Raw genomic sequence first — 20592 nt, forward strand, 5'->3', positions numbered from 1 at the left:
CGGGATAAATTTATATTATTTTATAGTAACAGGGGTTACCCCGGTTGGTTTAGTCTTTCCTGCTACTATATTTAAAGCAGCCTGAATTGCATTTTGGTTAAAGTCGTAAACCGCTAATTTAGTTACCTGTGAAGAAAAATCAGATAATATATAAGGACTTCTTAAAGCAAAAACAATTAGCTTTCTATTTTTTTGTAAAAAAATATTCACCATGCTTTGAATTGAATCCGATACTGCATTAGCATTAAATAATAATAGAATGTATTCACTTTTTATCGCTTCATTTGTCACCTGTTCTAATTCCTTCACTGGGGTAGTATTTTCTACAACATGTTCGCAAAAAATATCATTTTTATTAAACGCTTTAACAGATAACTGCTTCACCTGGTTATCCTCTGCCTTTGTATAACTGTTGTCACTCACCCAAATAACACTAATCTTCTCATTCTCCTTAATCGGTAATATACCAGAGTGATGGACTACACTAATTGCTTTACTGTAAGAGAGCCGAGATAATTCTTCATTGTTTATTTTAATAGTAGTTTTAATATCAGAGTATTTACTTTTTAATCTAAAAATCCTATTTACTGATCGATTAATCTGTTCAATAGTAATAGTTCCCTTTTGTACAGCCTGTTTAATACTTGATATTGCTTCTAGCTGTGCTTCATATGTATGAGAAACCATAATCATATCAGCCCCTGCTTGTAAAGCTTTAACTGCTCCACCGCCCACTCCTACACTTTCTGATATTGCATTCATTTCTAAGCAATCTGTTAATATTACTCCTTCAAAACCTAATTCATTTCTTAGCAACCTATACACAATATTTTTTGATAGGGAAGCTGGAGTTACCGAGTCATCTAGCGAACTATAATGGACATGATTTACCATAATGCTATCCACATTATTCTTTATTACTTCCATAAAAGGTCTTAATTCTATTTGTTTTAATTCCTCTAGTGAGTTAGATACTACTGGTAATTCTATATGAGAATCCGTTGAGGTATTCCCATGACCAGGAAAATGTTTAGCACTAACATAGACCTTCTCTGCCTGATGACCTTTCAAAAATGCAATACCATGCTTTGCAACATGATTACTGTTTTCCCCAAACGAGCGAGTTCCTATAACAGGGTTAGAGGGATTATTATTAACGTCTAAAACCGGCGCTAAATTCATATTAATACCTACTTGTCTTAAAGCATTTGCTGTAGCTAGACTTACTTTCCTAGTAATATTAAGATCATTTACAGCTCCCAATGCCATATTTCCAGGAAGTGGTGTTAAATGCTGTAGTCTGCTCACAACCCCATTCTCTTGATCAGTAGCAATAAGAATTGGGTGATAATGACAACTATCTTGTGCTATGTTTTGAATCGCACTTGTTAAACTTTTTATTTGCCCTTCTGATCTAATATTTCGGGAAAACAGGATAACAGAACCTATTTTCTTTTCAGAAATTAATTCGATAATTTCGCTTGAAAGATGAGTTCCATTAAAACCTACCATTAACAACTGACCAATTTTTTCGTCTAAAGACCATGCAGATAGATTTTTCATAGTAACCTCCAAAATGTTGTAACCCCTTTCACTAAATCTAAGTATATCAAATATTATTTTAATAGCCAACTTATTTTATTGAAATATAATTTCATAACTTGCACTTCATTACAAATTTTCAACAATATTATTATAAGGAATAAAAACTTTTCTTTTTTCAGGGGTAACCTAATTTAATGTATTTATTCAAAACAGAACAAAAGAATAATAGAATGAAATGAATTAACGACTAAATACGGCATGAGGGTTAGCAGGGGTATTTATACAATATAGATATGAATCGTTTATTTGTCAAAAAACGATTCAGCTTTACTTAACTGGTTCAAACAAAAAAGCTTGTAGAAAACCAGGTTCCTCTACAAGCAAAAAAGCCATAGTTTAGCTTTCAATTTTAGTTGTTGAATTTAAAAGAAGCTGACATAACTAAAATGGCTGATTAAAAAAACAAACAATAAAATGAATCTTCAATCAGTGGGGATTTTCATTCATCCCCACCCGGCTTGTTAGTACCGTAATGGTATGACCTAAAGGCCTCTTACGAAATAGAGCACTTAGGTACTGTTATCTCCCAACTTGTTGCTGTACAGATTATCCAACTCTTGAAGTGGGAGATAACACAACTTATATACTGTACCCCATTTGTTCCTTGCGTTGGCAAGTGGAGATTCTTTTTAAAACATGGAAATCGTTATTTTGAGATTGATGAGGTAAGGGCTATGAATACAGAGCGTTTTTATTGTCATTTATACGGAACGCTTATTCATATTCTGCTCTCTACGATGATTGCTTTTCAATGTCGTTACTACCTTTACCAAAAACATCGATTAGAAGGCAGCGAGTACAAATGTATTGACAATGCGAAAATGCCATCATTGAATCAAAAGGACATTCCATTATCACTTTCCTAAAATTTATTTAGCGATTTTTGCTCTAATGGGGTGCAAAGTTCAGCATATCATTAAAATGAATAATCCACCCTTCATTTAACGAAATCTCCTCCTATTACTTTATTGGTTTAATTATTGGTTTCCTTCATTATCTTGATCATATCAGAAGTAATCGGTACACCAAGTTGTTTCATCCCCCCAATTACGGAACCGTAAACTGGTGGGAGTGAAGGTAATATAATTTGAAAATGTTTATACTTTTCCAATTTTCGTTTTACCATTGGTAATACTACATCTTCATTCTTAAAAATCCCGCCACAAAGAACTACTTTCACTGCTTCTTTTTCTGTAAACAATTTCCGATAAAGTGTTACGATGTGATCTACTATTTCATCCGTAGCATTATCCATTACTTGGCTTGCAATACGATCATTAAGCTTATAAGCTCTAAAGACGATTTCCGCTACAATTGCAATCGTTTTCTTTACATCATTTGCAAAATAGATATAGTCAATCAAAGAACGGGCGTTAGTAACTCGAAAATGTTCATAAAGCATGTCCAATAGCATTGTTTTTTCGCCTCTGCCATCTTGAAATTTCAAAGCAGCAGAAATACCTTGTCTCCCTATACTGTATCCACTTCCCTCATCTCCAAGCAAGTGCCCCCAGCCCCCCACTCGATCTTTTTGCTGATCCTTATTTACTCCATAAGCTACAGAACCTGTTCCTGATATATGAACGACACCTGGATCACCAAAGGTACCCGAATATAACGCGTTCAACGCATCGATTTCCAAATACAATTTACTATTCGAAGGAACTAATGGTGACAAAATATTTGCTAACTGCTGTTTCGTCTTCTTACTACCTGATCCAGCAACACCTGCATAAACACATGCCACATTATCAAATGCAACAGGTGACTGTTCTTTTATACGATGGAATATTGAAGTAAACGTTTGTTGCAATTCCCTTTTAGAAACTACATTTGCATTGGAAGGACCTGTTACAAAATTAACCACTGTACTACCTTCTATGTCAACCATTACTACATGTGTTTTTGTTCCCCCACCATCAATTCCAATTATATATTCCATTTCCCCTTTATTTCCTTTCACTTTTTATAGTATCTATCGCTTGACGTAAATGGTTGTTATTATTCTCTAATATATAACAGGCCTCGTCCGATTTCATTTGAAACATACTAGTAAGAATAGCTGCCTTTAAGTTAAAATCGCAATTTTGTAAAGCCCTTCTTGCTTCCTCCTCATCAACGTCCGCAATTTCTTGGGTGATAGAAATAGCTCTATTTCTTAATTTTTGATTCGTTGCTTGAACGTCAACCATATAATTGTCATGCACTTTCCCGTTTTTAATCATGGAAATAGTGGATATCATATTTAATACTAATTTCTGAGCTGTTCCTGCCTTTAAACGAGTAGAGCCTTGAATAATTTCTTCTCCTACAATTAGTTCAATAGGATAATCAACTAATTGGCTGATCTTCGTGTTTTCTTTACACACAATACAAGCAGTAGGAATATTCTGCTTTTTGGCTTGATTAATTCCTCCAATAACATAAGGCGTCTGACCACTTGCAGCAATAGCGATTAAAAAATCTTTTTCTGATAAATGCTGTTTAGCATCATTTTCTCCTGCTTCTACACAATCCTCCACATTTTCTATTGCTTGTCTAATTGCTTTTTCTCCGCCGGCAATTAAAGCAGTAAATAAATCCGGACTAACCCCAAAAGTAGGTGGGCATTCTGAAGCATCTAACACACCTAACCTTCCGCTTGTTCCTGCCCCCATATAAATAATCTTGCCACCATTCTTAATTGTGTCAGTTACCTTTTGAATAACTGGCTCAATTTGATGAAACGCTTTTTCTACAGTTACTGGAACCGACTTATCTTCATTATTCATGCGAACCATAATTTCTTTAACAGACATTTGATCTAAATTCATATAAAAGACCCTCTCTTCGACATTAAACTACATCATTACTTTTTAATAAAACGCTTAAATAAGCAATTTCTAGCAAAACATATTAGACGCAGAACTTAATCAAAATCTTCACCAATGATTATGGATACATCATTTCCATGCGTATATAAAGCTCTGTATTGGTTCGTTAATCTTCAAAACCAAATTTATCCCACGGCTGCAAATGATCAAGAAGTATTAGTTCTTCTTCTAGTATTCGACCAACCACATTAGATTTACCGGAATTCTCCATATCCTTTAATGCAATTTGCAACTCCCCAGCATATTGCTTATATAAGTCACTTTCAATAATAATATCTCCCCGCTTTATATTTGGTGTATGATGTACAGGGAATGAATGTCCTCGATATTTCACCCTGCTTTGAGTCGAACGGATTAAATAATCGGATACATCACCACGATAGAAATGCGGTTCTTCAAAAATGATCTTTTGTTCGAGATCAGAAATACCTTTTTCCGCTTTGATTGAAAAAATAATTTTTTCTCGATGAAGATTACTTAATTTCTTTAACTCCTCTTCTGAAGCATAGGCATTTCCAATTATTACATCATCAATTAAATTCGTCGCCCATAGATGTTTCGCTTGTACTTGGATAGGTAATGTACGATGCATTTCTAAAGTAGGAAGACCTTCCATGATAGGCCAAGGGCCAAAAGTTGCCTCGGAAGAAGACACAAATGCTGCTGTTCTTAAACCATATCGTTTAAACTTTTTACTGCACTGAATGAAAAAATCGTATGCAAGACCTGAATACCTATGTGGATAAAAATTATGGCAGCCAATTAACTTTTCCTTATTAGGACGATAACTCATAATATTGTCTAAATAATTCGTTGCATTACTCATGTTAATTTCAATATTTAAATAGTATGGATTAAACGTCATTTGAGCTTCTTCATTTCCCGTAAAACCGAGATCCAGGCGAATCCCATCGACACCTAATTCATTAAAAAATGATAAATCATTATAAGATATATTCAATTCGGAAAAAACTCGTGGATTAATATCACAAATCACTTCCATACCTAATCCCTTAGCGAAGCGAATGGTTTGTTTAAAATGTTCTATAATTTTTTCGAAATCGCCTTCCATTGATAAAAGACATGTAAAAATACGAGTAAATCCATATTTATGTGCTAATTGAATATAAGCCAGATCATCTTCCATTTTAGAATGGTTTGGGTATATAGAAATCCCCAAATTTCTCATCTAATCACCCCTATATTATATTTTTTCTTCTAATCGCTGAATCCGCTGTAACATTTTAATCATTTGTTCAATTAATGATATTTCACTAATGGATGTCATTAAATGATCTTGGGCATGAACCATTAATAATGACATATTCACTTCTTCACCATTTATTTCTTGTTGAATTAATTTCGTTTGCGTATTATGCGCTTTAGTTAATTGCTCCTGTGATTCCTTTAATGTTTGTTCAGCATCATTAAATGCACCATCATAAGCTAGCTCTAAAGCTTTATAGGCAGTTGCCTTCGCATCCCCACCATGAGAAATGATAGCGAAAATTTCCATTTCTAAATTCATTTGATTGACCTCCTAAGCTGTTTGATTTTATCATATCATACTTGAAATAAAATTTTAAGTTTTTATTTTTTATATTGAATTTATTTTTCAGATGCTATATAATCAAGTTAAGTGAAACCCTTTTCACATTTCAACATTTTATTCACTTATCATTGAGGAGGCTAAAAAAATGAAAGTATTATTTGTATGTTCTGGCGGTATGTCTAGTGCAATTGTCGTTAAAGCGCTAAAAACGGAAGCGAAAAAGCATGGGCAAGAAATAGAAGTTCATGCGATTGGAACAAGTGAAGTTGAACAGGAAATGGAAAAAGATTGGGATGTATGTATGGTTGCTCCACAAATTAAGCATCGCTTTGATCAAGTCAAAGTACACGCTGACGAAGCGGGGATTCCGTGCGGAGCCATTCCACCACAAGCTTACACGCCTTTAGGTGGTCCTTTACTATTCAAAGCTTTAAATGAACTCATCAAATAAAGGGAAGGGAAGCGATTGTTTTGAGTAAATTTGTAGACTTTCTGGAGAATAAACTTTCAGCTCCTATGGCACGTTTATCTGAACAGCGTCATTTACTAGCCATTAGAGATGGGGTTATCTCTGCACTACCTTTTATCATTGTGGGATCTTTCTTTTTGATCTTTGCCTTCCCACCATTACCACAAGATTGGGCAATTACACAATGGGCTACAGAGCACGCTGCTGAAATTTTAATTCCATATCGAATGACAATGTTCATTATGTCATTATACATAGCATTTGGTATTGGATATAATCTTGCTAAATCTTATAAAGTCGATCCATTATCAGGAGCACAAATCGCCGTTGCAGCACTACTATTAACCCTTACACCTACTGCTCTCGATGAACTAGGTTTTGTTCTGCCGATGCAGTACCTTGGTGGACACGGACTATTTGTAACGATTATCGTCTCCATACTAGCTGTAGAAATATTTAGAGTTTGTAAACACAAAAAAATAACGATTAAATTGCCTGAATCAGTACCTTCTTCGGTCTCACGTTCATTTGAAGCACTTATTCCAGTTGCAATAGTTATTATCTTAATGTCAACAATTACTGTTTTAATGGGTGTAAATTTACATCATTTGGTTGATAAATTAGTTGCACCACTAGTTACCGCAGGTGATAGTTTAGTCGGTGTACTAGTACCCGTATTTCTCATTACTTTCTTTTGGTCATTTGGTATACATGGAGTTTCTGTCGTAGGCTCCATTGCAAGACCGCTTTGGGAAGTCTACCTTGTGAACAATTCAGAAGCAGTTGCTGATGGAGCTTCTACCATTCCACATATTGCACCTGAAACTTTTTTTCAATGGTTTATTTGGATTGGAGGTTCAGGAGCTACATTAGGTTTAGTTATTGCTATGTTACTTTTCGCAAGATCTAAATACATGAAAAACTTGGGTAGAGCAACGATTGTTCCTAGCTTATTTAATATAAACGAACCGGTCATTTTTGGGGCACCAATTGTTCTTAACCCGTTGTTAATCATTCCGTTTATTATAACGCCAATTGTTACAGCGACCCTTGCGTATTTTGCAACATCCTTTGGGTTAGTAACCCCTACGTACATTATGCCGCCTTGGACATTACCAGCTCCCATTGGTGCATACTTATCTACAGGTGGAGATTGGCGGGCAGTTGTATTAGTACTTATTAATATAACTATTTCTGTAATCATCTACACGCCTTTCTTAAAACTGTACGATAAGAAAATGATAGCCATGGAACAAGGCGAAGAATAGGAACAAAAATGTAAAGAGCACTTGGACAAGCCTCTCAAGCTTTGGAGTTTCATTATTTCAGGAGAAACATTATTTAGAAAGGCTTTGATCCGAAGCCTAACTACAGCTGTATCTCATTAAAATTATCACAGCCGTATATTTTATAGTTCCTTTACAGCTATAAAAAGAAAAGAGAATAGCAAAGTTCTCTTTTCTTTTTAAATCTAGATGAGGTGAAAATATGATTCAATCAAAAGGAATAATTCCTAGAATTAGTTTTAAAGGGGTATTTGTATTTATGTCTATAACCATTATAGGATTATTGATACTCCCTGCCCTTTTCATGGGAATTGGTATTACTAAAACGGCTAGTTTCTTTATCGCTTGTACAATTTCTTCATCTATCGGCAGTATGCTCGTTTTGACCAAAGTAGACGGTAAGCCCGCTGAAAAAACGTATTTCAACAAAAGAATTGTACTATCGATTATTATAGGGCTGTTATCAAGCGCATTAATCATCTTTGTTTTTGGAGGAGATATTTTTGGATACTAAAGGTATTAAACTTGTCACCATTGGCGGTGGTTCCAGTTATACGCCGGAATTTGTAGAAGGAATTATTAAACGATATGATGAATTACCAGTAAGGGAACTATGGCTTGTCGATATTGAAGCTGGCAAGGAAAAGCTTGACATTGTAGGGAACTTAGCAAGGAGAATGGTTAAAAAAGCAAATTTACCTATGGATGTGCACTTAACTTTAGATAGAGAAGCTGCTTTGCAAAATGCCGATTTTGTCACTACACAGATACGAGTCGGACTTTTAGAATCAAGAATTAAAGATGAAAGAATACCGATTAAACACGGAATGATCGGCCAAGAAACAAATGGAGCCGGCGGTCTATTTAAAGCACTCCGTACAATACCAGTACTAATGGACATTGCTGAAGACATGCAAAGACTTTGTCCTAACGCTTGGTTGATTAATTTCACAAATCCAGCAGGCATGGTGACTGAAGCAATAATCAAGCATAGTAACCATAAAAAGGTAGTTGGTGTTTGTAATGTGCCCATTAATATGAAAATAACCATTGCAAACCTTTTAAATGTGCCTGTAGAAAAAGTTCAGATTAAATTTGCAGGACTAAACCATATGTCTTATGGTATAGATGTATTCGTAGATGGTAAATCAAAATTAACAAAAGTCATTGAATTATTGGCAAATCCTGAAAATCAATTGTCTATGAACAATATAGCACCTATACCTTGGGAGGGAGAATTTATTAAAGCACTACACATGATTCCATCTCCTTATCACCGTTATTATTATAAAACTGGCGAAATATTAACTAAGGAGCAAAAAGAATTCGAACAAGGAAAAACAAGGGCAGAAGTAGTTAAAGAGCTGGAAAATAAATTATTTGAACTGTACAAGGACCCAAATCTAAATATCAAACCACCTCAGCTTGCGGAAAGAGGAGGAGCATACTATAGTAATGTGGCATGTGACCTTATATCCTCGATTTATAATAATAAAGGAGACATTCAGACTCTCAACGTTGTGAATAATGGAGCAATCTCCAGTCTTCCTAACGACACCGTAGTTGAAGTTAACTGTACAGTAACAAATAACGGGCCAATTCCCTTAGCTGTCGGGCGTCTGCCATTCTCTATTAATGGACTTATCCAGCAAATTAAGTCCTTTGAGCTTACCGCAATTGAAGCCGCTATAACAGGTTCTTATGAAAAAGCATTGTTAGCTTTATGCATTAACCCTTTAATAACCGATGATGAAAAAGCAAAAGTAATTCTTGACGAATTACTTGAAGCACATAAAGCCTATTTGCCACAATTCAATTTTAGTTCTTGAATTTAAAAAACATGCGTCAAAAAGAATGTAACTACATTCTTTCAGCGCATGTTTTTATTTTTGGTTATTTTGAAGTTACAGAATCTCTATAAACAATTTGATGAGGAATAATAATCCGTTTTTCAGGCGCAAAATCAGATTGCGTTTTTTCAATTAATGCTTTCGCTGATTGTGCACCAAGCTGGTAAATTTGAATATCAACGGTTGTCAACGCGGGACTTGTTAGCTCGGATAAATACACATTGTTAAAGCTTACTAATGAAATATCATTTGGAACATCATAGCCTAACTCTTCCAAAGTACTTAATACACCTAAACTCATTAAATCATCACTCACCACAATCCCAGTTGGAGGATGTTCTAGTTGCAATAATTGCTCTACCGCTTCTCTTCCTCCAGATTTAAGGAATTCACTATGAATACTATATGCATCACTCACTGGAAGCTTTGCTTCTTTTAAGGCCGCTTCATAACCGTTTTCACGATCCATGGTGACAATGAGATCTCTTGACCCACCGATAAAGGCAATGCGCTCATGACCTTGTTCGATTAAATAATTCGTTATTTCTTTCCCAGCTTTAAAGTTATCATTGTCCACATGGGTGATCTCATTTACATGATCATATGGTTTTCCCACCATAACAAATGGAAATCCTTTTGTCCGCAGAAAATCCGTTATTCGATCATTCATTCGCGAATAAAGTAATATGATTCCATCCACATAACTGCCATAGACCATTCGCTCCACTTCAGCGAACATTTCTTCTTCTGTTCCCCCACTCGATAGCATCATCGAATATTGCAAATCATGTGTGATCGTACCAATCCCACGCAATACTTCAGGGAAAAATGGGTTCTGTAAAGATTTGTCTGCAGATGAAGGCATTACAACGCCAATTGTTTTCGTCGATTTAGCTACTAAGTTTCTTGCGTTTACATTGGGATGGTATCCTAATTCCTTCATTGCTTTTCTAACCTTCTTTTTGGTGTCAAGACTAATTCGCGGGTTGTCTGCGATTACTCTGGAAACAGTAGAAGGTGAAACACCTGTCGCCTTTGCTACGTCTTTAATTGTCACCATTGCCATATCTCACCCTCTACTCTTTTCATTTTCATTATCTCTGTTTGTTCACATTGCTTGATTAAAAGCGTATATGCGTTTGATTCGAGCTTTCTGCTCCATTTATTATAACACGTTGCCCTTCTCCAAGACCAACCACATTAATCTTTATATCTTGATAGTCCGGTTGATACGAACCTTCTTTACATGTAACATCAATGGCTACTTGATCAGATGTGGAAGTAATCTCCATTTCTAGTTTAAGATATTCTCCATTTTCATACGCGAACGTTTCTCCATCATCATCATAATATAAACATGTATATTTTGCATCTGACTGGCTTGCATAGACGGACATTTTTATATCTTTGCCTTGCTTTTCCTTATTTGAAACAAAAGTACCTTGCACAACTGCGGTGCCTTTTTTAATAAAGACTGGCAATTGATCTAGTTCAGCGTGAACAAGATGAACCGTTCCCCCATGATATTCTTCTTCGGTGAAGAAATCAACCCAATCTCCTTCTGGGAAGTAAACGGCACGATCGGTCACTGCTGGCGCTAGGATCGGTGCTACCATGACATTATCCCCAATCATAAATTGGTCATTTAGATTATATGTCTTCTCATCAGCTGGATACTCCATCAGTAACGGACGCATAACCGGAAGACCCTGTTTGCTCGCTTGATAAAATAACGTATATAATTGCGGCATCCATTCGTATCGCATTTTAATGTATTTTCTTATCATAGCTTCATGATTCTCTCCGAACTGCCACGGTTCTTGATATAAGGTTCCGATCGCTGAATGATTACGGAAGTATGGCGTAAATGCTCCAACTTGTGTCCAGCGTACCAAAAGCTCTGGATTCGTATCATGGGCAAATCCACCCACATCAGGACCAGCAAAAGCGATACCAGATAATCCTAAGTTCATTACCATTGGTAAACTCATTTGCAAATGTTCCCAAAAACTACGGTTATCTCCTGTCCACACCGTTGCATACCGTTGTACCCCAGCATAACCAGCACGAGTAAGTAAAAATGGACGCTTGCCATTTAATTGGTCTCTAAGTCCTTCGTACGTTGCTTTACCCATTAATAACCCGTAGACATTATGTAACTCGCGATGTGTTGTCGGCTTGCCATCATTTCGATGCATAACTGTTGTATCCATTGTTTTTGTTTCATTAAATACTGCTGGTTCATTCATATCATTCCATATACCTTCTACACCCATATCGGTGTAAAAAACATGCTTGTCGCCCCACCATTTGCGCACACGTTCTTCGGTAAAGTCAGGAAATGCACTTTCTCCAGGCCAAACTTCACCAATGTAAATGTCACCTTCAAGATATTTACAGAAGTTGTCTTCTCTCACACCCTCTTGATAAATGGTGTACTCAGGGTCTTTTTTAACACCAGGATCAACAATCGGAACAACGCGAATACCCATATCTTTTAGGTCAGCTATTAATTTCTCTGGATCAGAGAAACGATCTTTATCAAAGGTAAACACACGATAACCATTCATATAGTGGATATCTAAATGGACCACATCCACTGGAATATCGCGATCGATAAATTTTTGCGCTAAGGCACGTACCTCTTCTTCTGATTCGTAGCTATAACGAGATTGATGATAGCCCAATGCCCACTTTGCCGGAATTGGCATTCTTCCGGTGAGCGACGTATATTGTTCAAGGACCGCTTTCGGTTCTGGTCCAGCCATCACATAATAATCAACTTGGCCTCCAGCTGCGCTGAATGTATACATATGTTCATAACGCTTCATATCGAAGGTCGTTCGGAACGTATTATCAAAGAAAATACCATGTGCTTTTCCATGACGCAATGTCATAAAGAAGGGAATCGATTGATATAATGGGTCTGTTTCCGGATTATGCGGCGCATAAACATCACTATTCCACATCTCATATTTTTCACCGTTTTTATCCAAAAAGCCGCTTTTTTCTCCAAATCCATAGAAATGATCTTCACTTGTTTTCTCTTTACAAACCATTACTTCACCGTTTTCCCTAAAGACCATTCCGCGTTCTTTTTCCTGAACGAGGACACGTCCTTCTAAATCCTTAACAGCAATTCGAAATGGTTGTTTGCTAATAGTAACTTCCAGCTTCTCTGTTTGTAACATAATCCATTCCGAGGATTCTTGTTCAGTAATTTTTAAGCTTTCCGGCTTGGCAACCACTGTTTGAGATTGGTTTAAATCTGGATTACTTGTAGGATTCATCACAATCCGAACGATGGAAGGATGATAAAAACGAACGACGACATATCCATGATCGCAAGCAAACCAATAACCGTGGGAACTTTTTCGATAATCTAGCAAATTTCCGATATCAATAAACCGAATTGCTTCCGTTTCTGTATTATTGCCTGGATGAATCGCAAAGCTCGTATCTTCAAGCATGGTAATACCTCCTGTTGTCTCATAGTAATAACGAAGATAGACAGCCTACCCTTTTGTAGCCCCCGAAGTTAAACCTGAAATTAAGTAACGTTGCAGTAACAAGAACACGAGCGCAATTGGTACAGCAATAAGGATAGACCCTGCCGCAAATCTAGTGAAATTCGTTGAGAATTGGTCGTTGATAAAATTGTATAATCCAAGTGCTAATGTATATTTTTCTGGACTTGTTAAAACAATTCGCGGTAGCAAGAAATCCATAAACGGCGCCATAAAATTAAATAACGCTACAACTGCTAATATCGGCTTGGCTAACGGTAACATAATCGTCCAAAATATTTTCAAATGACCTGCCCCATCTATTTTCGCAGCTTCATCAAGTTCTTTCGGTATCGTATCAAAGTATCCCTTTACCAACCATGCGTTGAAAGGAATTTGGCCACCAAGGTAAATTAACATTAATCCGTAAAGAGAATCGGTTAAACCGATCGTGTTTAATAAAATGTACAAAGCAACCATTCCCATTAGAGCTGGGAACATTTGTAATAATAAGAACATGTACAATCCATATTTTCTACCAACAAATTTGTATCGTGAAAACGCGTATGCAATTAACGATGTAATGATAACGGACCCTACAGAATTGACAATGGCAACATAAAGGCTGTTTTTATACCAGATGACATAATCACTATTTGGGCTAGTAAACAACCATTTATAATGTTCTAAAGTCGGATTTTTCGGAAACAAATCCGTTACCAGCATATTGGAACCCTCATTTATACTCATCATTAGTGCCCAGAACAATGGGTAACCAATAATAATAAACATAACTAGGAAAAAGATATAGATAAACGTTACTTCAATTCTCGATTTCTTCTTACGTGACATAGCCATTAGTAACGTCCCTCCTCTTTAAATGAAGCTGTCTTCCTAAATTGGAAAAAGGCAAATACAGAGATGATTAATCCCATAATAATCGTGATAGCCGCAGCCATATTATAGTTATTAGATTCAAATGTTAATTTATATACCCAGGATATTAAAATATCTGTTCCGCCAGCATTTTGACCACGAACAGCTGGGTTACCTTCATTAAATAAGTAAATAATATTAAAGTTATTAAAGTTTCCGGCATATTGCATAATCAATAAAGGTGCGGTTGCAAATAGTAAATGCGGCAATGTAATGTGGCGTAATTTTTGCCAACGCGTACCTCCGTCCACATCTGCAGCTTCGTACATATCTCGAGGGACGCTTTGCAGTACCCCTGTAAATAAAGCAAACACAAACGGAAAACCTAACCATGTTTGAATCATAATTAATGCCACTTTCGCCCAAAATGGATCTGACAGCCAAGGAATCATTACATTAAATTGACTTAAAATATCCCGGTTAATCGCTCCAAATGTAGGGTTAAACAGTGCAGAAAATATTAAAATCGAGACAAACGCTGGAACTGCCCAAGGTAAAATTAAAAATGTTCGTATCGCACGTTTAAATTTAATTCTTGGATCATTGACTAATAACGCTAAAAACAATCCTAGTACAATTTGCAACGTTGTAGCTACAACTGTCCACACTATTGTCCATGAAAACACACTTAAAAATGTGTTCTTCCAAATATCTATTTTCGTCAAGTCAACAAAGTTTTGAATTCCTACCCAATTTAATAGATTACGAGGTGGTGCATTATACTGGTTATAGTCAGTAAAAGCTAATGCCAACATGAATAATAATGGCACAACAACGATAAATAATAACATTAATAAACCAGGTAAAATCATAAAATATGGAAAACCATTATCATAAAAATTTCTCATACCCTGAAACAATGTTGGATTAGGACGCTTTAGTTCTCTAGCGATCGCATCAGATCGAGCGTCTTTGATGTTGTAAATATAGATTGCAATTCCAAATCCAAGGACAATCAATGAAATTAAACCTTGTATGAGCAATTGAATGGAATGATGTTCACGTGGGATCGTTCCAAGAGTAAATAGACCCCAAATTCCAATATCAATAAAATTCCAAGTAGTCACTAGAAAAGAAATCGTTACTATTAAAAAGATACATCCTTTTAAAAACCGTCTATTATACATTTGTCCTAAACCAGGAATAATAATAGATAAAATCATTGCTAACGTACGAGGTTGTATTTTTCGGGCTTTGGTGTCATTTTGTTCGGTAGCCATCCCGCTTCTCCTCCTATTACCAATTGCCAAAATTAGCACTGGTTATTTCCTAATGATTGCTTTTTGATTTTAAGATATGGTATAGGGATCGTTTCATCCCTATACCATTCCTTGCTTTATTTTGCGCCCGAAGCGTCTATTTGTTCTTGAATCGTTTTCACTGCTTCATCCAATACTTCCTTCACAGGCTCCCCTTTGGAAATAAAGTTGAGACCATCGTTAAATGGTTCCCATACTTGCTGCATAGCAGGAACACTTGGCATTGGCTCCCCATATTGTGTTTGTTCTGCAAATGCAGAGTAAATCGGATCATCGGCAATGATCGGATCTTCCATAGCGTCTTTACGAGCAGGTAGCTCTCCAGCAATATCGTAATATTTCATTGAACTGTCAAAGTTCGTTAAATACGCCATTAAATCCTGTGCCCATTCCTTATTCTCTGAGTAGTAAGAAAGCATATATGATTTAACGCCTACAAATGATTTCGGAATTTCCCCATTTTCTAAAGCAGGTAATGGTGCAGTAGCTAAGTCATCTCCCAAAGCTTCCGAATAGTCGCGTACCATCCAAGGCCCATTAACAATGGTAGAAACTTTTCCTTCCTGGAACAATCCGTTCATGATATCAGGAGTTAAGTCTTGAGGAATATAACCTTTATCAAACCACTCCGAAACTAATTCCCCGCCTTTTACAGCGCCTTCATTATTTAATCCAATGTCCGTTATATCATATTTACCGTCTTCATTTGCGAATACATAAGCACCGTTCCCTGAAAAGAAAGGGTATACAAAATATAGATTAGCTGCTTCCATCAGAAAGCCAAATTCATCTTTACTAGAGTCCGTATCTTTTTCAGCAATTTCCATAATTTGTTCCATGGTTTCGGGTTTTTCTTTTACACGTGCTTTATTGTAGTACATAGCGTACGTCTCAGCTACAGCAGGATAACCCCAATAGTCACCATCATATTGCACAGCTTGCAAAGCTGTATCTGTATATTCTTTTTCTGCATCTCCCAAATCTACCGGTTCTACTAATCCTCTAAGTACTAAATCACCAATTCTATCATGTGGCTGGAAAATAACGTCTGGTCCATTTCCTGCTGGTCCTTCAACATCTAATTTTTCAACTTGCTCAAGCATGTCTACAGGCACCATTTCTATTTCAATTCCAGTTTCTTCTGTGTAACTAGCCGTCATTTCTTTTAAGGCTTCTTCCTGTTTTTCTTCTGCGTTTACCCATAGCTTTAATGATTTAGGCTTTTCTGGCATCTCACTTGATTCAGCAGTTTCTTTTTCTCCTTTTGATTCTTTAGCGTCATCTGGTCCACAGGCTACTAAAACGCTAGCAAATAAAATCATTGCAAATAAGTAAAATAATCCTTTTTTCACATTAGACCCTCCTAAATGTTGGAATTTATTCAGCAATGCTATGCAATTTAGTGAAATCGTTTGCACCAACATTGTAATTTTATTATACATCATTTCACATAAATTGCAACTACATTTTTTTATGAAAGATACCTTTAATAAAGTAATGGGTAACGGTTTCATTGTAAAGAAGCTTGTGCTAATATTATTTATAACAACCATTATTTTCTATCTTAAGCGTTTGGCAAATATGCATTTTAAGCGCAAACGTTTTAACTAAAGGAGGCATTCATATTGATTAGAGAAGCAATTTATCACAGACCAAAAAATAACTTTGCTTACACGTATGACAAAGAAACATTACACATTGTTTTACAAACGAAGAAAGATGATATGCAAACAGTAGAGCTTGTTTTTGGAGACCCATACGATTGGCAAGCAGATGTATGGCAATCAACAACGAAACCGATGGTAAAAACAGGCTCTACTGCGTTACATGATTTTTGGTTTGTTGAAGTAAAGCCGAAGTATAAACGATTACGTTATGCATTTATTTGTTCAGATGATCAAGAATTATGCGTATATGGTGAAGATGGCATCCATGAAACCCCACCGAAAGAAATAGCGAGCTACTTTTGTTTCCCGTTTATGAATGAAACAGATATATTTTCAGCACCTAAGTGGGTAAAAGATACAACATGGTACCAAATTTTTCCTGAGCGTTTTGCAAATGGGGATGAACAGCTAAATCCTGAAGGGAGCTTAGCATGGGGTTCTGCTGCACCAACTACGACTAATTTTTTTGGTGGTGATTTTCAAGGCGTGATCAACCACTTAGATCACTTAGAAGAATTAGGAGTTAACGGCATTTACTTTACGCCAATATTTAAAGCTTATTCTAATCACAAGTATGACACGATTGACTATATGGAAATTGATCCTCAATTTGGAGATAAAGAAACATTTCGTAAGCTAGTGAAGGAATGTCATCAACGTGGTATTAAAGTGATGCTCGATGCAGTGTTTAATCATAGTGGATACTATTTCCCGCCATTCCAGGACGTTTTGGAAAATCAAGAAGAATCAACATATAACGACTGGTTTCATCTTTGGGATTTCCCAGTCGTTACTGAACCAGCGCCAAACTATGATACATTTGCCTTTGTATCATCTATGCCGAAGCTAAATACAGAAAATCAGGAAGTGAGAGATTATCTATTAAATGTTGCTCGCTATTGGATTGAAGAATTTGATATTGACGGCTGGCGCTTAGATGTAGCTAATGAAGTGGATCATACATTTTGGAGAGACTTCCGCCGTGTGGTGAAACAGGCAAATCCCGATGCTTATATTTTAGGTGAAATTTGGCATGATTCGATGCCATGGCTGCAAGGCGACCAATTTGATGCAGTTATGAATTATCCGTTTACAAATGGAGCAATAAATTTCTTAGCAAAAAATCAAATGCATGCTACAGACTTTGCCAATTCTATTTCGAAAGTACAGCATATGTATCCAAAAAACGTAAGCGAGGTTGCTTTTAACCTCTTAGACAGCCATGATACGCCTAGAATATTAACATTAGCAAATGGAAGCCTAGATCGTGTCAAGCTTCTCTACCTCTTTCAACTTTCCTTTACAGGTTCACCTTGTATATATTATGGTGATGAAATTGGTATGGATGGAGATCAGGACCCTGGCTGCCGTGCTTGTATGGAGTGGGATACAAGTAAACAAAATCGTGATTTGTTCCACTATGTACAAGCACTGATCCATCTACGAAAAACCGTGCCTTTATTCGGTAATGGTGGAACGTTTCGCTTTTTGTACGCTGATAATAACAGCCATACGATTGGTTACGAAAAAAATGATGGCACAAAACGACTTGTTTTTCTATTAAATGGAGGAGAAAAAGAAACTAGCGTTTTAAGTTCATCGATTTTTGAAGCTGGAGAAAAGATCAACGAGTGGACGATTTCTCACAACGAAGATGGGGTATCTATACAACAAGTGGATAAGCTTCAAGAGCAATTGATTATACCAGCCCTGTCTTACCGAATCTATGACATCACAAAGTAGTGACAGAAGCCTTTTGAGTTGATACAGTTCGTCTCAAAAGGCTTTGCTAGATAAATAGTTTTCTAATGTCTGCTTTTTTCTTGTGAATCATTTTTTATTTGCTTTTCTCTAACAAAAATCGATCAATTTGTTGCTTATGATGATTGTCATGCCATGCAAATGCAGCAATATAATTAAACAAGGTATGCGGATAACCCGAATACGGATCCTTTTCTTCACCATTTAATATAAAGGTTGCAAAAAAATCTTGTTCTGTCTTTTCACGAAGAACGGTGACTAGTTCATTCCGAATTTGCAACTTCTCAGCAACTAGCTGTACAGCTTTCACTCCAATCATTGCGTAAGCAGAAGCTTTGCTATTAATCACTTCAAAATCCACAGTTGTCAGATTGGCATCTTGCTTCATTTGAGGAATAGTTTCTTCAAGAACATACCGGTCACAATAAGTCATGTGACTAATAATTTCAGCTATCGACCACTTCCCTTTACGAATGGGCTGAAACAGTTCCTCTTCTGGCACTTCTGTTAACTCTTTGACCCAATCGTTACATGCAGCAAACTCATTAACCAACTCTTCTATACGGTTCATGGTTTCCCCCCTCATTTCCTACTATTAGCCGAATTTACGCAAAAGTCCTTTTTTTAGGATTATTACTTTTATGAAAAAAAGGGTTGATGAAAGTTTTCGATAGGAGTATTATATTTCATGTAACGTTTTTGCTGGTGTAGCACAGTCGGTAGTGCACTTCACTCGTAATGAAGGGGTCGGAGGTTCGAATCCTCTCACCAGCATCAATGGAAAGCAAGTAATAGAATGCTGTTCTTGATAAAATCAGGAGCAGTGTTTTTTTATTGTATTCATTTTTCGCCGTCAATCTACCGACCAAAACGTGCGTTTAATTAATCTCCTCCCTCACAAATAAAATTTGGCTATACTAATTTCATGATGCTGTTACTATGCGGGACTATTCTGTACATTTACGTTGATTTTGGGCAACCATCTAAGTTGATATTATATAATTGTACTATTTGCTTTGCTTTAATAAGCTTAATCCATATATTTAGGGTTATCTTGCTTATCATTCCCGTAGAAAGGGGCGATAAGAATATGAAGTATCAGTTTGAATATATGCAGATCTTTTTAGTTTCTTAAATGAAAATTTACTCTCAACGATGGAAACAGCTGAACTATTAGGAGGTCTAAAGCTAGGGTTGGTCATTTGGTGAAATCTGGAAATCTACAGCCCGCAAAAGAACAACCCAAGATGTTTCTAAAAAGTGTTGCCTCTGGATAAAAAGAGTTAAAAGAACTTAGAGCAAAGTACAGACTGATATGCTCCCCTTACCTACGTGCGTCTTAAACAGAGCTGGCTTTATTTGATTGCTCTTATTGATTGGTATTCTCGCTATGTGATCGGTTGGGAGCTAGATCAAACATTGGAAGGAAATGGATTCCGTTATAGAAGCCGTCCAACGTGCGCTTTCTCAAGGAAAGCCGGTCATCTTAAATAGGGAGATCAGGGCAGTAATTTTACTAGCCCTAATATATTAATCTATTAAAACAGAATCAAGTCAACATTAGTATGGACGGCAAAGGACGTACACTAGACAACATCATTACGGAACGACTTTGGCGCACCATCAAATACGAAGAAATTTATCTCAAAGAACACAACAGCCCAGAGAGGCTAGACAAGAAATTCGAAACTATTTTGCATTTTATAACCAAAAGCGCGAATACACCAATCGCTAAATTACCAGACACCTGAGTCTGTCTATTATTCATAAAAGAATACCCCCCTGATCCATAGGAAATTTGTCGTGAAGCCCCTCCTTGACAACCAAG

General features: G+C 36.4%; 16 protein-coding genes, 1 tRNA gene and 1 pseudogene. 7 read left to right on the forward strand and 11 right to left on the reverse strand.

The window, feature by feature from the left end; genetic code table 11:
* Nucleotides 1–15 precede the first annotated feature (15 nt).
* Nucleotides 16–1632 carry a beta-N-acetylhexosaminidase gene (gene nagZ / locus KBP50_RS12390; protein WP_139325393.1) on the reverse strand — a complete coding sequence of 539 codons (1617 nt, stop codon included), beginning with the start codon at nucleotides 1630–1632 and terminating at the stop codon, nucleotides 16–18.
* A gap of 559 nt (nucleotides 1633–2191) precedes the next feature.
* On the opposite strand from nagZ, the pseudogene KBP50_RS12395 reads away from it, so the two are divergent.
* A pseudogene (locus KBP50_RS12395) lies at nucleotides 2192–2426 on the forward strand (transposase); the annotation flags it as partial.
* A 152-nt stretch (nucleotides 2427–2578) separates the two neighbouring features.
* Here the strand turns inward: KBP50_RS12395 and KBP50_RS12400 are convergent.
* The 4 genes from KBP50_RS12400 to KBP50_RS12415 form a co-directional block, all read right to left on the reverse strand.
* Nucleotides 2579–3568: an N-acetylglucosamine kinase gene (locus KBP50_RS12400; protein ID WP_072742082.1), complete on the reverse strand. Its 990-nt coding sequence runs from the start codon at nucleotides 3566–3568 to the stop codon at nucleotides 2579–2581.
* Nucleotides 3555–4418, reverse strand: a complete 864-nt coding sequence (murQ, locus tag KBP50_RS12405; protein ID WP_050352269.1) for an N-acetylmuramic acid 6-phosphate etherase — start codon at nucleotides 4416–4418, stop codon at nucleotides 3555–3557. The genes KBP50_RS12400 and murQ overlap by 14 nt, the downstream gene beginning before the upstream one ends.
* A gap of 166 nt (nucleotides 4419–4584) precedes the next feature.
* On the reverse strand, nucleotides 4585–5667 hold the full coding sequence (locus KBP50_RS12410; protein WP_050352268.1) for a DUF871 domain-containing protein: 1083 nt from the start codon (nucleotides 5665–5667) through the stop codon (nucleotides 4585–4587).
* 15 nt (nucleotides 5668–5682) lie between these two features.
* A complete protein-coding gene (locus KBP50_RS12415; RefSeq protein ID WP_050352267.1) occupies nucleotides 5683–6006 on the reverse strand; it encodes a PTS lactose/cellobiose transporter subunit IIA in 324 nt (107 codons plus the stop codon).
* Nucleotides 6007–6175: 169 nt separating this feature from the next.
* Between KBP50_RS12415 and KBP50_RS12420 the strand changes: the two genes are divergently transcribed.
* The 4 genes from KBP50_RS12420 (at nucleotide 6176) to KBP50_RS12435 (ending at nucleotide 9614) form a co-directional block, all read left to right on the forward strand.
* A complete protein-coding gene (locus tag KBP50_RS12420; RefSeq protein WP_050352266.1) occupies nucleotides 6176–6481 on the forward strand; it encodes a PTS sugar transporter subunit IIB in 306 nt (101 codons plus the stop codon).
* 20 nt (nucleotides 6482–6501) lie between these two features.
* A complete protein-coding gene (locus KBP50_RS12425) occupies nucleotides 6502–7767 on the forward strand; it encodes a PTS sugar transporter subunit IIC (RefSeq protein ID WP_050352265.1) in 1266 nt (421 codons plus the stop codon).
* 220 nt (nucleotides 7768–7987) lie between these two features.
* Entirely contained in the window at nucleotides 7988–8299 is a 312-nt protein-coding gene (locus KBP50_RS12430) for a hypothetical protein (RefSeq protein ID WP_050352264.1), read from the forward strand.
* The gene (locus KBP50_RS12435) at nucleotides 8289–9614 is read left to right on the forward strand and encodes a 6-phospho-beta-glucosidase (RefSeq protein ID WP_050352263.1); all 1326 of its coding nucleotides are present in this window, start codon (nucleotides 8289–8291) and stop codon (nucleotides 9612–9614) included. The genes KBP50_RS12430 and KBP50_RS12435 overlap by 11 nt, the downstream gene beginning before the upstream one ends.
* A 64-nt stretch (nucleotides 9615–9678) precedes the next feature.
* Here KBP50_RS12435 and KBP50_RS12440 read toward each other — a convergent pair whose 3' ends face one another.
* The 5 genes from KBP50_RS12440 to KBP50_RS12460 all read right to left on the reverse strand — a co-directional run bounded on the left by KBP50_RS12440 (nucleotide 9679) and on the right by KBP50_RS12460 (nucleotide 16688).
* Nucleotides 9679–10695 carry a LacI family DNA-binding transcriptional regulator gene (locus KBP50_RS12440; RefSeq protein WP_050353501.1) on the reverse strand — a complete coding sequence of 339 codons (1017 nt, stop codon included), beginning with the start codon at nucleotides 10693–10695 and terminating at the stop codon, nucleotides 9679–9681.
* Between the two features lie 61 nt (nucleotides 10696–10756).
* Nucleotides 10757–13105: a glycoside hydrolase family 31 protein gene (locus tag KBP50_RS12445; RefSeq protein ID WP_050352262.1), complete on the reverse strand. Its 2349-nt coding sequence runs from the start codon at nucleotides 13103–13105 to the stop codon at nucleotides 10757–10759.
* A gap of 45 nt (nucleotides 13106–13150) precedes the next feature.
* Nucleotides 13151–13993: a sugar ABC transporter permease gene (locus KBP50_RS12450; RefSeq protein WP_050353500.1), complete on the reverse strand. Its 843-nt coding sequence runs from the start codon at nucleotides 13991–13993 to the stop codon at nucleotides 13151–13153.
* 5 nt (nucleotides 13994–13998) lie between these two features.
* Complete coding sequence (locus KBP50_RS12455) at nucleotides 13999–15297, reverse strand: carbohydrate ABC transporter permease (RefSeq protein ID WP_050352261.1); 1299 nt, start codon at nucleotides 15295–15297, stop codon at nucleotides 13999–14001.
* 116 nt (nucleotides 15298–15413) lie between these two features.
* Nucleotides 15414–16688 carry a sugar ABC transporter substrate-binding protein gene (locus KBP50_RS12460; protein WP_050352260.1) on the reverse strand — a complete coding sequence of 425 codons (1275 nt, stop codon included), beginning with the start codon at nucleotides 16686–16688 and terminating at the stop codon, nucleotides 15414–15416.
* 273 nt (nucleotides 16689–16961) lie between these two features.
* On the opposite strand from KBP50_RS12460, the gene KBP50_RS12465 reads away from it, so the two are divergent.
* Complete coding sequence (locus tag KBP50_RS12465; RefSeq protein WP_050352259.1) at nucleotides 16962–18746, forward strand: glycoside hydrolase family 13 protein; 1785 nt, start codon at nucleotides 16962–16964, stop codon at nucleotides 18744–18746.
* A 94-nt stretch (nucleotides 18747–18840) separates the two neighbouring features.
* Here the strand turns inward: KBP50_RS12465 and KBP50_RS12470 are convergent, their stop codons facing one another.
* Nucleotides 18841–19335 (reverse strand): DinB family protein, encoded by a 495-nt coding sequence (locus KBP50_RS12470; protein ID WP_050352258.1) that lies wholly within the window; start codon nucleotides 19333–19335, stop codon nucleotides 18841–18843.
* A gap of 130 nt (nucleotides 19336–19465) precedes the next feature.
* Between KBP50_RS12470 and KBP50_RS12475 the strand changes: the two genes are divergently transcribed.
* Nucleotides 19466–19538 (forward strand) — tRNA-Thr (locus KBP50_RS12475).
* The last annotated feature ends 1054 nt before the right edge of the window (nucleotides 19539–20592 follow it).

Origin of the sequence: Virgibacillus pantothenticus, from assembly GCF_018075365.1 — a bacterium.
Classification (GTDB): domain Bacteria; phylum Bacillota; class Bacilli; order Bacillales; family Amphibacillaceae; genus Virgibacillus; species Virgibacillus pantothenticus.

Coding starts and splice junctions, on each gene's coding strand:
- murQ (WP_050352269.1), bottom strand. CDS start 4,418: ATGAATTTAGATCAAATGTCTGTTAAAGAAATTATGGTTCGCATGAAT.
- KBP50_RS12410 (WP_050352268.1), bottom strand. CDS start 5,667: ATGAGAAATTTGGGGATTTCTATATACCCAAACCATTCTAAAATGGAA.
- KBP50_RS12415 (WP_050352267.1), bottom strand. CDS start 6,006: ATGAATTTAGAAATGGAAATTTTCGCTATCATTTCTCATGGTGGGGAT.
- KBP50_RS12420 (WP_050352266.1), top strand. CDS start 6,176: ATGAAAGTATTATTTGTATGTTCTGGCGGTATGTCTAGTGCAATTGTC.
- KBP50_RS12430 (WP_050352264.1), top strand. CDS start 7,988: ATGATTCAATCAAAAGGAATAATTCCTAGAATTAGTTTTAAAGGGGTA.
- KBP50_RS12440 (WP_050353501.1), bottom strand. CDS start 10,695: ATGGTGACAATTAAAGACGTAGCAAAGGCGACAGGTGTTTCACCTTCT.
- KBP50_RS12445 (WP_050352262.1), bottom strand. CDS start 13,105: ATGCTTGAAGATACGAGCTTTGCGATTCATCCAGGCAATAATACAGAA.
- KBP50_RS12450 (WP_050353500.1), bottom strand. CDS start 13,993: ATGTCACGTAAGAAGAAATCGAGAATTGAAGTAACGTTTATCTATATC.
- KBP50_RS12455 (WP_050352261.1), bottom strand. CDS start 15,297: ATGGCTACCGAACAAAATGACACCAAAGCCCGAAAAATACAACCTCGT.
- KBP50_RS12470 (WP_050352258.1), bottom strand. CDS start 19,335: ATGAACCGTATAGAAGAGTTGGTTAATGAGTTTGCTGCATGTAACGAT.